Below are 14,259 nucleotides of genomic sequence, written 5' to 3' on the forward strand. Positions count from 1 at the left end.
AAAAGGATTCAATTTATTGTAAGCCATAAGCTATTACTGCTCCCTGATTGACACCAAACAGGACATTACCTTCCAAATCAAGGATACTTCTTACATCACCTTTAACCTTCAAACCAGAATACTTCTGAGGCAGGTAGCTGAAGTTTCCTTCTCCATCTCCCGTAAGCACCGTTCCAAAATTGGCATCATATTTACCAAAACGTAATCTGGCCCGTTCAATGTTCCCTCCCAAAATTAAATCTTCGTGTCCGTCTGCATTGAGATCCATGCTTTCAATCGCAAAAACAGGCGAGGCCTGAACCTCTAAAGGTAAAGGCACCCGTTTAAATGGCTGGTCTTTGCGGTTGATAAATAGGCTTGTTTCCAGGAAGTTTGCCTTCAGATAACCTGCCCCCTCAAGTTCGTTTTTGGAAAAAATATTTTCCAATTTGGCCTCAGCAAAGCTTGCGTAATCATTGAAACGTGTTCGCATCATGGATATTTGATCCAGAAGCTCATCCCTTGTCAGGTAAGGATAGGAGACGCCCTCTATATAGAAACTTAAAATGGGGTCCACGGCACCATTGTTGTCAAAGTCTTTAAAATGCATTTCAGCAGGGCTGTCCTCGCTTGCTTTTACCTGGCTGTTTAATCCGTGATTTCCCACTACCAAATCGGGGAGCTTGTCCCCATTGACATCTGTAATGTGGAGGGTGTTCCACCAGCCCAGGTAGGAATCATCAAAGTAATTGGAAGTGTTGTTTACCAGTTTATTATCGGATAATTCAAATACGGCAATTGGCATCCATTCTCCTGTGACTACCAATTCCGAAAGCCCATTGCCATTGAGATCTGCCCAGGCTGCGTCAGTCACCAGACCCAGGGAAGCCAAATCCGGGTTCCATGTTGCCGTTTGGTCTTCAAATTTTCCATTGCCATCATTGATCAGGAGGTAGCTTTTGGGTGTTTCGGGATACCTTCCGGGAATGACCCTCCCTCCAATGAACAGGTCTGGAAAACCATCATTATTGATGTCTTGCGCAGCAATGGCTCCTGTGCTGGTAAGCATTTGAGGTAGTAAATCTACCTTTCGGACGAGGTTGCCTGTGCCATCATTGAGGTACAGCCTGTCTTGTAAAAGGGGGTCTTCAGGGAGAAAATCTCCATAACCTCCACTGGCTACGAACAAATCAATATATCCATCACCGTTGAAATCTTCAAATACAGCATCTGTATCCTGGTAATCCCGGTCTTTTTCAAAATCAGCCACTGCCTTTTTGGTAAACCTCCCATCGGCTTGCTGCAGGTATAAACTTCCGGACTGCCCAGGTTCTCCGCCAATAAAAAGATCAGGCAAACCATCACCGTTTGCATCTCCTTTAATCATCACAGGACCGGTAAAGGATATGGGGTTCACCATCAAAGGTTGCCTCTTGAAGTCATTGGTTGTGTTTTCGGGGGATTGATGGGCAATGGGGGACGTGGTTTCGACCAACAGGGGGTTGATTTTCCTTGGTGGTAGGGAGTTGATTCCCGCATTTCCTTTTAACACCTCTATTGTTTGGTTGCCTTTTATATTTTGAATCTTTTCAATGGAACCATCAGGCCAGATTATGTGAAGGGAATCAATCTGACTATTGGCTCCAAGGCCAAAATGAAGCACCGGAGAAACACTGGACTGGTACCCCCTTGCTGGCATTTGCTGCATGGATTGCATGTTGCTATCCTGGTAAAGCTTTACTTTTGTTCCAATCCCATAGGTATTACCGGGATTACCTTTGAGTTTTATTTTTAAAAAGTGGTGGTCTGAAAGGGAATCCGCATTGTTTTGATAGATAAATGCGGGCAGGTTGATGTTATTAACGATAAGGTCAAGGTCACCATCATTGTCCAGGTCTGCATAAGCTGCGCCGTTGCTATTGGCCTGCTGTTCCATCCCCCAACCTGTTACCTTTTTTTCAAAATTCAAGCCATCTATATTTTTATATATATAATTTACAAGATTTGATGAGGGCATCTGATAGACCAGATCGAGAATGTTTTTCCTTCTCAGACCATTTTCGTTGTTTTTCAGGTAGTCGGCCATGTATTTCAGGAAATCCTGATTGGTATAATCCCTGAAATAACCATTTGTAACATACAAATCTTTCAAACCATCATTGTCAAAATCTGCAAAAAGAGCGGCCCAGCTCCAGTCGGTATTCGAAATACCCGCCAATTGGCCCATTTCACTGAAAGTGCCATTGCCATGGTTGATGTGAAGCATGTTCCTCATGTACTGGTGATGAAAACCCACGTTCAGGTTAAACTCAAATTTTTCGTAGTTATCCGGGGCCATCAGCAGCTTTTGCCTTTTGTTTCCTTCCGGCAACATGTCCAGCGTGAAGATGTCGGGATAGCCATCATTGTTGATATCTGCAATATCATTACCCATAGAAAAATGGGAAGTATGCCCCATGGCCTCGGCGATCACATCTGTAAAAGTCCCATCACCATTGTTGAGGTAAAGGTAATCCGGCACGGTGTAATCATTGCAAATGTAAATGTCCATCCAACCGTCGCCATTGATATCAGCAATACCTGCCCCCAGACCATAGGAAAGGGCGACGCGGAGAATACCGGATGCTTCCGTTATTTCTGTAAAGGTCTCTCCGTCATTCCGGAAAAGTTGCGGTCCCGCCTGATCCGAATTTTTCATGATGGCTGCTGTACTGGCTTCATCCAATACAGGGAGGGATTTTGGGTTATGGTTGAGCAGAAAAAGGTCCAGATCCCCATCATTGTCAAAATCAAAAAAGCTGGCCTGAGTACTGGTAGCTTCGCTGTCAATACCATATTGAGCAGCCATTTCCTTAAATAGGGGAACACCCTTATCGTTATTGCCCTGGTTGATGTAAAGTTCGTTTTTTCTTTTTTCAGGGGGGAGACTTCCGGAATAGCAAACATACAAATCCAACAGCCCGTCCCCATTGACATCGGCCATGCTTACCCCTGTCTTCCATGGACTGGATCGGGTGGCTACCCCGGAAATTTGGGTGATATCCTCAAATTCCATGTTTCCTTTGTTGAGATAAAGTTTGTTGGCCACCATGTTTCCGGAAAAGTAGAGATCATCCAGGCCATCCCCATTCAGGTCGCCTGTGGCTACCCCTCCTCCATTATAAAAATATTCATATACCAGAATGTTGGTGTTCAATCCTTCCGTAAGGGTGTTTTCGAAGTCAATACCGGTCTTTTCCGGACTTAATAAGGTAAATTGCTTTATCTCAGGTTCTTTTTGACTTTTCTTCTGACACGATTGGCAATAAAAGCCTAAAAGGAACAAACTGATTAAAGGTACTTTGAGGCGGAGATAATTGAACATAGAGATGATTGAATATTCCTACAAATATAAGAAGAATTGACAAGCTTAGCAGTATTTTCACAGGGGACTAGAAAGACACTCCTTATCTATGACAATTCAGGGAACCCGGATATGAACCAAGAATATGGACAAAAAAAGAAAGGACGACCAGCTGGCCGTCCCTTCTTCAATTCATTAAAATGCGTCTTATCAATCAGTATATCCAGGATTCTGAATGAGGTTTTCGTTTCGCTGTGTTTCATCGAAACTGATTGGCATCCAATACATTTTGTCCAGCCAGAGTCTGTTTTCCTTACCAGGGTCGATTTCTATCACCTCGTAGGAATAATCATAAAGGTCTGGATCGTAGCGGTAAATCTGAACCTCCTCACCTGGTTTTAAAGTGCCTACTATACTGATGCCATTTGGCTGCCTGCCCAAAGTTTCAGGAGCAATCATCCATCTTCTGGCATCGTAATACCTTTGCTCTTCGTGAACCATCTCCTTACGTTTTTCATTGATGAAGATGTTCCACAACTCTTCTCCTGATGCGGTAACGGCCGGCAAACCTGCCCTGAACCTGATTTTGTTCAGCCAATTTCTGGCCTCCTCATAATCTCCCAAGGCAATATTGGCTTCTACATAGTTGAAAACAACCTCTGTATAACGTAAATGTGGCCAGGGAATTTCCTGCCAGGTGTTCTGGTCTACAAAACCAGGATCTGGCTCAATGAATTTACGCAGATAATAACCTGTATAACTACCGTTCCAGTCTTCAATAGGGCTGTTTCTGGTATCCAGTCCAAAATGGGTAACTTTTTGTCCTTGTGCATTCACGACTTCATAAGTTCCGGTCTGGATTTGTCCTCTTGGATCTCTTGCCTGATTTGCTGAAGAGCGGGGTTTCCATTGCGCACCTTCAAAGAGGAAAGTCGCATAGAATCTGGGCTCCCGGCCCTCATATGGCGCGCTGGCATGATCTTCATTGTCCCAGTCAAAATCCGACCCATCCATCATTTGGTAGTCATCGATCAATAATTGAACCGGGGTATTACCAGCCCAGTTGTTGTATCCGTTAGGACCATTGTGTAGTCCGTGACGGCCACCTGTTTCAGGCTTTTGAGAAAGGAAATACCTGCCAAAGATCATTTCATTTTCCCCACCATTTCTGGAAAGGGAATTGTTGATATAAGTTTGAACAGCTTCTTCTTGAGGCAATGGCTCGGTAAGATCAAGCATGTTGCCGCCTGTTTTGTCCAATACAGCTTTGGCAGCTGCTTCTGCCCGCTGATAGCGGTCAGCCTGGCTTCCTGAAGTATATCCGATCAATTCTTTGTTTTGATAACCTGAGATTACATCGGAATTTGCTGATGCAGTAGGCATATCGTGGAGATCGGATGCCGCATAGATCAACACCCTTGATTTTAAAGCCAGAGCAGCGATTTCATTGGCCCGACCACGGGTAAGGCTAAGGCCTTCCAGCAATTGGGCAGAACGGTCCAAATCTTCAATGATAAAATCTACCACCTCTTCAAAGGAATTTCTGGGAAGCGCGTAGGTTTCTTCTCCCAGTTCAAATACCCGGTCGGCCAAAGGCACACCGCCAAAGTTTCTCAGTAACTGGTGGTGAAAATAGGCTCTCATGAACAAGGCTTCGCCCAATAACCTGTCTACAATGCCGCCATCATTGGGGAATTGAGGATCACTCAGGTTGCTGATGGCAATATTGGTAGCCCTAAGGCTATTGTACATATTCGGCCAGTTCCGTGTGCCATCCAGCCATCCCGGGTTTTGTGGGTTAGACCTTGCCTCAGTTACTGTGGTAATATTTCTACCCGGATGGGTAAAGATGGCTTCGTCAGTCAAAGAGGCCAAAGCCTGCTCGCTGAACCCTCCCTGTCCCAAACCGGTATACAGGTCTGTGACAAAAGCTTCTGCAAGTCCTGCATCTGCCCAAACGGCAGATTCAGATACTTCTCCAAGAGGTTGGGTATTCAAAAACTCATCATTACAGGAAAAATGTAACAAAGAGATCGCCAGGCCCAACCCTAGATATTTTATATTTTTCATCATATTCAATGTTTTTTGGATTTAGAATGTTACGGACAAACCAGCATTGATGACTCTCGCCTGCGGATAATATTGTCCGGTGGCATTGTCAGATTCCGGGTCATACACTTTTAACTTGTCCCAGGTGAGAAGGTTTAGCCCATTGGCATAGAACCTCAGGTTGCTGATGCCAAATCTTTCTCCAAACTGCTGAGGAACAGTATAACCTATCTCCAGGTTTTTCAGACGGATGTAATCAGAACTCCTGTACCAGAAATCATTTCCTCCGGAATAATACTGATCACTCCTGTTTGCAATTCTTGGATACTCAGTGCTTTCATTATCGATAGTCCATCGGTTTTCATAGAATTCCAACAGGTAGTTACCAATGTTTCCGGATTCACCCAAACTCACCAAAGCAATGGCGCCGGCAGCACCCTGGAACAATACAGACATGTCCCAATTTCTGAAGGTGGCATTCATATTCACGCCTCCTTGAAACCTGGGGATGTTGTTTCTGTCCAATCGTACCCTATCCAAAGGTGTGATGGCACCATCACCGTCATAGTCCTTGAATCTCATATCACCAGGACGCAGCTGGTTAGTAATGTCGGTGTAATCCAATTCCTCTGCATCGATGGCCGCCTGGTTAGGGAAAACACCATCGTAAAGGTATACAGGATCCGGGGTATTCATAGGCTTGCCGGTAGCCAATTGCCAGTCTGGTGCTCCCGGAGGCTCATCCCAGAAAAGTATTTTGTTTTTGGCATAGCCACCATTGGCACTGATGCTGTAGGAAAGGTCTCCCTTTTGCCCCCTGTAGCCAATATTAAAATCAAATCCTTTGTTTTCTACTTCCCCAATATTTTCAGCCGGAAGCAGGTCGGCCAGGCCACTGGACTGGGGAACAGAGGCGTTTTTTCTCCAAAGAATGTTGGTCCTGAGGTTATAGAAATAATCCAGTTCGAAAAATACCTGTCCCTGCAGCAATTGACCTTCTATACCAATATTGGTATTGTTGGCCACCTCCCAGGTAATTCCTGTATTGGGTACCCGGGTTTCAAACAGTGTTTTGGCTTCTGTACCTTCAAGTATATGGCTTCTGAACCCATAAGTAGATAGGAACTGGTATTCCTGAAGTTCATCATCATAGAAAATCTGGTCATTACCCATTTGTCCCCAGGATCCCCTTATTTTGAAGAAATCCAAAGCAGGTATGTTGTTTTTCCAGAAATCCTCCTCAGAAACTACCCATCCTGCCATTACACCAGGAAAGAAACCAAATCTTGTGGCCTCGGGGAAAATATAAGACCCATCATATCTCCACAGAAATTCGAAAAGATACTTTTCCTGGAAGTTATAAGCCACCCTACCGAAATAGTTTAGACGGGCTCTCTCAAAAGCTCCACCGCCATTGTCTTTTTCGGCATCACCACCGGCAAACATCTGGTCGATCGCAGGAGAGATAAAGAACCTTCTGTAAGCAAAGAAATCATCCCCTTCTACTGTTTCCTGGTTCACCCCGGCCAACGCGGTAAACTGATGCTCACCGAATTGCTTTTCATAGGTAAATACACCACCCAAAAGGATGTTTAACTGGTTGATGTTTTCTTGCCTCAGCCTAGGCTCGGCAGGTCCTCTTAAGCTGGGTACCAGGACAGGAGTGACCCCGTCTGCTTCAAAACCACTGCCTCTTTGGTAAAGAGTCCAGGGGGTTTCCCACCTTTTCATGAACCTGCTCAGGTTATCGACTGCTGCAGTTCCTTGAAATTTCAAACCTTCTACTCCGGGTATTTTAACATTTAAGGCACCATTGGTTTGGAAATAATTTCTGGTGTCCCTGTCATAGCCGGTAGCATTGGTAGTAATGACTACAGGGTTTTCCCCGTTCTCAATGTCTGGTCCAGGTCTTCCATCAGGCCAGAATGCAGGCTCATGAGGCTTACCCCTCATTTGCATCCTGAAGATGGCTCCTGCACCTCTGGTTGGGAAAAAGCGGTACTCCTGACGGGCCAACACGCCCAACTGCAGGTCTACATATTCATTGATTTTTGCATCCAGGTTGATCCGCATATCATACTGCTTGAAACCTGTAGCGGAGTTTTTATAATAAGCATCCTGGTTTTGGTAACCCAAAGAAGCCATATATTGTACATTCTCTGATCCACCATTCAGCTGAAGGTTATGCCTTACCTGAGGCGACCAGGTCTTCAGGGTTTCTCCATACCAATCTGTATTGGGGTAATTCCAGGGATCCGTACCGGCTCTGTGTAGAGCCAGGGCTTCAGGGCTGAAAGGCGCCGTTCTTTCCTGGCCGTCAGGAGTGGTATAGGTGCCTGTAGCCCGATAAGCATCCGTAGCGGCTCTCCACTCCCCAACGGGAAGTTCGTACACACTGAGGTCATTCAGCATTTCTCCATACTGAGCGGCATCCGCCAATTCCGGAATAACGGTAGGTTGCGCAAATCCCTGATTGAACTGGTAGGTCAATTCGGGTTTTCCTTCTTTACCTCTTTTGGTGGTCACAAGGATTACTCCATTGGCGGCCCTTGCTCCATAAATGGCAGCAGATGCATCCTTTAGTACAGAGATGGTTTCTATATCATTCGGGTTAAGCCGGTCAATACCACCAGCCCTTGCAGGGATACCATCAATTACAATGAGTGCATCATTGTTACCCAGGGTGTTTGAGCCCCGGATTCGAATGCCTGCACCATCATAACCAGGCTCACCGCTTCTGTTAACAGCGATGACACCAGACATCCTTCCGGCAATGGAATTGGTCAGGTTCATGGCAGGAGATTTAACCAGGTCTCCTCCTTTTACAGTAGCTACGGAGCCGGTAATGGTTTCCTTTTTCTGTTCACCATAACCTACAACCACTACCTCACTCAGGGCCTGCATGTCTGGAGCTAAAATAATGTCAATATTACTTTGGTTGCCTACCACAACTTCCTGCTTGACAAAGCCCACAAAGGAATAGACCAAAGTCTCATCACCTGATTGAAGGGTAATCCGGTAGTTACCGTCAATATCGGTAACGGCACCACGTGTGGTGCCCTTTACCAATACGGAAACACCCGGTAGTGGCAAATCGTCCTCAGCGGAAATGACTGTTCCCGTCACATCCCTGGACTGCGCATGTAATGTCAGGCTGCTTGCCAAAAGCAAGGCCAATCCCAACAAAAACAATTTTGTTTTGGGTAAATAGTTTTGCATTCTTTTTGTGAATTAGGTTAATACTCATTTATGTTATTGTTAAAATAACACTTTAAATTTGAAGGTATTTTTTATCATATGCAATAGGGTCTTAAAAAGTGTTAAAACTGTGTGGAATCCTTTTATTAAAAAATGAATCCTTTACCAATAAAATCACAAAATTAAAGCATTAAAGCTGAATAATCGGCAATTAAGGAGAGGGTTCTTTAACAGATACTTAAGTCAAGAATTCTTGGGTATTTTATAAAAAAATTCATCGTTCCCGAAATATCACCTCAAATCGTGTTGAATTATTTCAATTACAAGAAAGTCATGCACCCTAAGACCAGGAGCATTAATAAAAAGATATACAATTTTTTCGGGAGCACAAAACCCAATATTCCCGAAGTGTCGCGGTAACACTAATTGCCATCACGATGAGTTATAATAAGGTCAATTTAAAAAATAAGCATATTATTTTTCAAGAGAATTACTTACTTTTGGAAAGTAAGGTTTAATACAGAAAAGAATAGTCAGCTTTTGGCTGTCTGTTCTTTGTTTTTTTAAAAGGTGCTTTCTTTTCAAATCCTCTTTTCAGACTTTCATGATTTCAGCTTCTTTCTTATCAAATAATCCGTCGATTTTACCTGAATAGCTGTCCGTATACTTTTGCACGGTGTCTTCTGCTCTTTTAACTTCATCCTCCGAAGCCCCTTCTTTTTGAAGCTTCTTTAACGCATCATTGGTGTCTTTTCTGACCGTTCTAATGCTGATCTTTCCATTTTCGCATTCATTTTTGACCTGCTTGACCAGGTTTTTCCTTCGCTCTTCAGTTAATGGCGGAATAGTGAGCATCACCATTTCTCCGTTATTCTGTGGATTTAAACCCAGATCGGAATTGATGATGGCTTTTTCTATTTCCGGGATCATGTTTTTTTCCCAGGGTTTAATGGCAAGGGTTCTTGCATCGGGAGTGGTTATTGAGGCTACCTGTTGGATCGGTGTAGGGTTGCCATAGTAGGTCACCATGACACCATCCAAAAAATTTGGCATGGCTTTGCCCGCCCTTATCTTCACCAGTTCTGCCGTAGTATGCTGTACGGCCTTTTCCATTAATGATTTTGCTTCCTCTAAATACAATTGGATCTCTTCCATGGGATTTTATTGTTTTGACGTAATCAATGTGCCTATTTCATTGCCTTGTACCAAATCTAACAGATTATCGGTTTTGTTCATGTCGAATACGATAATCGGAAGGTTGTTTTCCTGGCAAAGGGTAAAGGCAGTCATGTCCATGACGTTCAGGTTTTTTTCGTAGACTTCCTGGAATGTGATGCTGGTATAGCGGGTAGCACTTTTGTCTTTCTCAGGATCTGCGGTGTAAACCCCGTCTACCCGGGTGCCTTTCAAGACCACTTCTGCCTCAATTTCTATAGCCCTGAGACTGGCTGTGGAGTCAGTAGTAAAGTAAGGATTCCCAATTCCAGCTCCAAAAATCACGATTCTACCTTTCTCTAAATGCCTGATCGCCCTTCTGCGTATAAAAGGTTCACATACACTTTCAACTTTGATGCCAGACATAAGCCGGGTAAACATGCCATTTTGTTCCAGTGAACTTTGCAGCGCCATCGCGTTGATCAAGGTAGCGAGCATGCCCATATAATCTCCCTGGACGCGGTCTATTCCTACGTTTCCAGCCTGTACACCCCTGAAAATATTTCCACCTCCAATTACTATGGCTATTTCAACTCCCAAATCATGCACATTTTTGATTTCGGTGGCATATTCCTGCAGTTTTTTTGAGTCAATACCATAGCTGTTCTCACCCATTAAGGCTTCCCCGCTAAGTTTAAGGAGAATTCGTTTGTATTTCATTTAGAGTTCTTTTCGGTTGATGTTTAAACAGGCATATAAAGATAAAACCGGACAATATTGGAATTAAAAGCCCGACAAATATAAATCCTTGTTTTAAGAATACTAAATCTTGCGCTTAAAATTGAAGCAATACCTGGTTTTTTTCTACCCCTTCCCCCTCTTTGACATCTATGGAATTTATGGTTCCAGAGGCAGGGGATTTTATGGTATTTTCCATTTTCATAGCTTCTAAAACCATCAGAACATCGTTTTTTTCTACCCGGTCCCCTGCTTTTACTTTTATTTCCAGCACCATTCCCGGCATTGGAGCATTAACCGAGGAAATTTTTAATGCTGTATTTTCCTGCATGCCCAATTTTTCAAGTAATAGGGCTTTCGCATTTTTCAGGGAAGCTTTACAGGGTAATCCATTAAGGGATAAATGATATTCGTCCTGACTAGATTTTTCTACAAGAATTAAGTGATGCATGCGGTGATTATATGCGATCAAAAACTCATTTTCCCCTTTTTGATGCACGATTGCCCTTATTTTTTTTTCTCCAATCTGGTAGTGTTCACCCACCCTGTTAATAGTAAAAGATTGATCGTTTAGTTTTATTAGGGTCATTTTCTTAATTTTAAGCGCTTACCAATGACTTGAAAGCAATATTATGAGAATTCTTGCCCGGTCAAGGTAATAAATATTGCAGTTATTTACTTTTTTTGTTTACCGAAAATAAATTATATCCATGCGTTACAAGGGAAATCAAGCTTTCATAGGTTTGCTGTTAATTTTTATGGTTTCAATGTCATGTAAACCAACGGCCAAAGTTGCAGTTGAAAGCAAAGCGGAGACAAGCTCACCGGCAGATAAGGCCAATTTGGAAAAGGAGAATGAAAGAATGCTCCGGATCAGGCAAAAAGAAAGCAAAATCAAAAATTATAAAGGGAGCAACACCCGAAATTTCGACTTGCTGCATACCAAACTCTTTTTATCATTTGATTATGATCTCAAAACAGTCAATGGGGAAGCTGAATTAAGTCTTAAACCCTATTTTTATGAAAAGGAGATTCTGGTATTAGATGCGAAAGAATTTGACATTCATGAAGTTTACCTGATGGGGCAAGGCAACAGGCAGGATCTGAGCTATTCTTATAATAACAAACAAATTGAAATTGATCTTCCTCATAAAACAGGAGCGGAAGATACGCTTGCGCTGCATATTGCTTACACTGCTTTTCCGGAAAGGGGCAATGATATTGGAACTGCAGCCATTTCAGATACCAAAGGATTGTATTTTATCAATCCGGACTCCAGCGAGTCAGGCAAACCTGTTCAGATCTGGACCCAGGGTGAAACGGAGTACACTTCTAAATGGTACCCCACCATTGATAGCCCTAATGAGCGGCAAACCCATGATTTTTACCTCCGGGTTCCAGACAAATACATCAGCATCAGTAATGGTCTGCTTGTGGAGAGTAAATCCCATAAAGATGGAACAAGGACTGATCATTGGAAAATGAATCAAGCGCATGCACCCTATTTATCAGCAATTGTGGTGGGGGAATTTGCTTCCATAGAAGGTGAAAGCGATTCAGGAATCCCACTTCGGTATTTCGTGGAACCCAAATATGAAGCTGGTGCCAGGAAGGTATTTGAACATACACCGGAAATGGTGACCTTTTTTTCCGATTTGCTGCAAGTCCCTTTTCCCTGGCAAAAATACGATCAGGTAGTGGTCAGGGACTTTGTTTCCGGAGCCATGGAAAACACCACCCTGTCCATATTCATGGAAGCCCTGAATCTTAATGAACGCGAAGCCCTGGATAGTGAATGGGACTATATCATCGCTCATGAACTGTTTCATCAATGGTTTGGAAATTACGTGACCACTGAATCCTGGGCCAATTTAACCTTGAATGAAGCATTTGCCGACTATTCGGAATACCTGTGGTTTGAATACAAAGAAGGCAGGGATCAGGCAGACATGCATCATTTTAATGCCATGGAAGAATACCTGGATGAGGCAGAGGAGAAACAGGAAGATCTGATCAGGTATTATTACTCTCACAGCGACGAAATGTTTGACAGCCATACCTATGCCAAAGGAGGAAGAGTGCTTCATATGTTGAGAAATTTTCTTGGTGACAGGGCTTTTTTTCAAGGGCTAAAACGATATCTACTAGACAATGCATCCCAGGCGGTTGAAATTCATCACCTCCGGCTGGCTATGGAAAAGGTCTCGGGAATGGATTTGAACTGGTTTTTTAACCAATGGTTTCTTTCTTCCGGGCACCCTGAATTATCCATTGATTGGGACTATTCAGATCCAGACAATATCATTCTTAAAATCAAACAGCTACAGGATCTGGCGGACACGCCACTTTTCAAAATTCCTTTTTCGGTACATATTTATAAGCAGGGGCAGGCAATAGAAAAGAAATTTGTACTGGATCAGGCCTATCAGGAGTTTGTATTGAATAACGGGCCGGGTACGGAGCTTGCCCTGTTTGATGAATACCATACAATTCTGGCGGAAAAGAAGACACTAAGGGGGCCTGAGTTTTTGGAAAAGCAGTTCCATTATGCACATTCCGGCCTGGCAAGAGTTGAGGCATTGGACAGCCTTACCAGTACAGTTAAACTGCCGGAAGGCGTGGAGGAAATGATCGGGGAGGCCCTGGATGATCCTTTTTGGGTGGTCAGGGAGCTGGCCCTGCAACGGTTGGCGGGAATAACCACCGGGCAGTCGGAGCTTTATCAAATCGAGTCTAAAGTACTTCAAATGGCAGAGTTTGATTCCAGTAATACCGTTAAGGCAGCTGCCATCGAGGTATTGGCAGGAATAAACCCGGGTAAATATGAACAACTGATATACCGTTTGATCAACGATCCTTCCTATCAGGTGTCTGGTAGCGCCCTCATGATATTCATGGATATGGAAGGCAATTTACCCAAAAAGAAAGCAGTATTCGAACGGCTGGAATCGGAAGAAAACATTCGTATTCTCGCTCCACTGGCAGATTACCTTACCCAATCCGGGCAATCTGAACATATGGACTGGATGCATGAAAAATTAGCTGTTTTAGAGGGTGAGTCCTTGTATTATTTCATTGGTTATTACGGAGATTACTTTGCCAGTGTGGAATCGGTGCCTGTAGAAAAAGCCATCTCCAATCTAGGTAAATTAGGAGGGGAACATGCGCTTCCTTATGTCAGGTTAGCGGCATTTCAATCTCTTTTTGGTTTTATTGATGATGAGGGCGTGTTGGATTTGGCCAAAGCGCTGCTGTTATCTGAAAAAGATGAAATGGTTAGGCAGTACCAGAAATACTACCTGGAGCCCTATCTTGAGGAGGAGTAAAATACTGAGCATGAATGGCATAATTTTGATTTTTGAAAAAACAGCAGAATTTTTTTTATAATATTTTGAATGTTTGGTAAAAGGGTATAATTTTGCCATCCGTTAAGACAGCAAAGAAATTAAAACGTCAGACATTGCTGTAATATTTGGGGGAATACCAAAGCGGCCAACTGGGACGGACTGTAAATCCGTTGACTTATGTCTTCACAGGTTCGAATCCTGTTTCCCCCACTGAATCACGGATTATTTTAATTGCTTAATAATAATCTGAATATTCCGGTACTATTTATATTGTTTTCTTATAATATCCGGCTAATTTTGGATTCTTGAAATAAAATAATGAATTTGAAAATTGGTTTTTACCAGTTTTCGAAAGAATAAACAAGCGGGAGTAGCTCAGTTGGTAGAGCGGCAGCCTTCCAAGCTGCAGGTCGCGGGTTCGAGCCTCGTCTCCCGCTCTATGCTTTTATA

Annotated in this window: 7 protein-coding genes and 2 tRNA genes; 3 read left to right on the forward strand and 6 right to left on the reverse strand. The window is 43.3% G+C overall.

The annotated features are described in order from the left end of the window. Positions 1-13: 13 nt before the first annotated feature. The 6 genes from G9Q97_RS12795 to G9Q97_RS12820 form a co-directional block, all read right to left on the reverse strand. A complete protein-coding gene (locus G9Q97_RS12795; protein WP_166147451.1) occupies positions 14-3,343 on the reverse strand; it encodes a VCBS repeat-containing protein in 3,330 nt (1,109 codons plus the stop codon). Between the two features lie 189 nt (positions 3,344-3,532). Further along, complete coding sequence (locus G9Q97_RS12800; protein WP_166148073.1) at positions 3,533-5,392, reverse strand: RagB/SusD family nutrient uptake outer membrane protein; 1,860 nt, start codon at positions 5,390-5,392, stop codon at positions 3,533-3,535. A gap of 21 nt (positions 5,393-5,413) precedes the next feature. After that, the gene (locus tag G9Q97_RS12805; RefSeq protein WP_166147453.1) at positions 5,414-8,590 is read right to left on the reverse strand and encodes a SusC/RagA family TonB-linked outer membrane protein; all 3,177 of its coding nucleotides are present in this window, start codon (positions 8,588-8,590) and stop codon (positions 5,414-5,416) included. A 573-nt stretch (positions 8,591-9,163) separates the two neighbouring features. Continuing rightward, complete coding sequence (gene frr, locus G9Q97_RS12810; RefSeq protein ID WP_166147455.1) at positions 9,164-9,724, reverse strand: ribosome recycling factor; 561 nt, start codon at positions 9,722-9,724, stop codon at positions 9,164-9,166. Positions 9,725-9,730: 6 nt separating this feature from the next. After that, positions 9,731-10,444 (reverse strand): UMP kinase, encoded by a 714-nt coding sequence (pyrH, locus tag G9Q97_RS12815; protein ID WP_166147456.1) that lies wholly within the window; start codon positions 10,442-10,444, stop codon positions 9,731-9,733. Between the two features lie 115 nt (positions 10,445-10,559). After that, positions 10,560-11,051, reverse strand: a complete 492-nt coding sequence (locus G9Q97_RS12820; protein ID WP_166147458.1) for an acetyl-CoA carboxylase biotin carboxyl carrier protein subunit — start codon at positions 11,049-11,051, stop codon at positions 10,560-10,562. A 178-nt stretch (positions 11,052-11,229) separates the two neighbouring features. Here G9Q97_RS12820 and G9Q97_RS12825 point away from each other — a divergent pair, with 178 nt between their 5' ends. The 3 genes from G9Q97_RS12825 (at position 11,230) to G9Q97_RS12835 (ending at position 14,246) form a co-directional block, all read left to right on the forward strand. Further along, entirely contained in the window at positions 11,230-13,788 is a 2,559-nt protein-coding gene (locus tag G9Q97_RS12825) for a M1 family metallopeptidase (protein ID WP_246255651.1), read from the forward strand. A 148-nt stretch (positions 13,789-13,936) separates the two neighbouring features. Further along, a tRNA-Tyr gene (locus tag G9Q97_RS12830) sits at positions 13,937-14,019 on the forward strand. Between the two features lie 154 nt (positions 14,020-14,173). Continuing rightward, a tRNA-Gly gene (locus G9Q97_RS12835) sits at positions 14,174-14,246 on the forward strand. Positions 14,247-14,259 lie beyond the last annotated feature (13 nt).

The organism is Cyclobacterium plantarum, assembly GCF_011290685.1.
GTDB classification, from domain to species: Bacteria; Bacteroidota; Bacteroidia; order Cytophagales; family Cyclobacteriaceae; genus Cyclobacterium; species Cyclobacterium plantarum.

What these genes read in the sequence shown, in the direction of transcription:
- G9Q97_RS12795 (WP_166147451.1), bottom strand. Translation starts at nt 3,343, where the DNA reads ATGTTCAATTATCTCCGCCTCAAAGTACCTTTAATCAGTTTGTTCCTT.
- G9Q97_RS12800 (WP_166148073.1), bottom strand. Translation starts at nt 5,392, where the DNA reads ATGAAAAATATAAAATATCTAGGGTTGGGCCTGGCGATCTCTTTGTTA.
- G9Q97_RS12805 (WP_166147453.1), bottom strand. Translation starts at nt 8,590, where the DNA reads ATGCAAAACTATTTACCCAAAACAAAATTGTTTTTGTTGGGATTGGCC.
- frr (WP_166147455.1), bottom strand. Translation starts at nt 9,724, where the DNA reads ATGGAAGAGATCCAATTGTATTTAGAGGAAGCAAAATCATTAATGGAA.
- pyrH (WP_166147456.1), bottom strand. Translation starts at nt 10,444, where the DNA reads ATGAAATACAAACGAATTCTCCTTAAACTTAGCGGGGAAGCCTTAATG.
- G9Q97_RS12820 (WP_166147458.1), bottom strand. Translation starts at nt 11,051, where the DNA reads ATGACCCTAATAAAACTAAACGATCAATCTTTTACTATTAACAGGGTG.
- G9Q97_RS12825 (WP_246255651.1), top strand. Translation starts at nt 11,230, where the DNA reads ATGTCATGTAAACCAACGGCCAAAGTTGCAGTTGAAAGCAAAGCGGAG.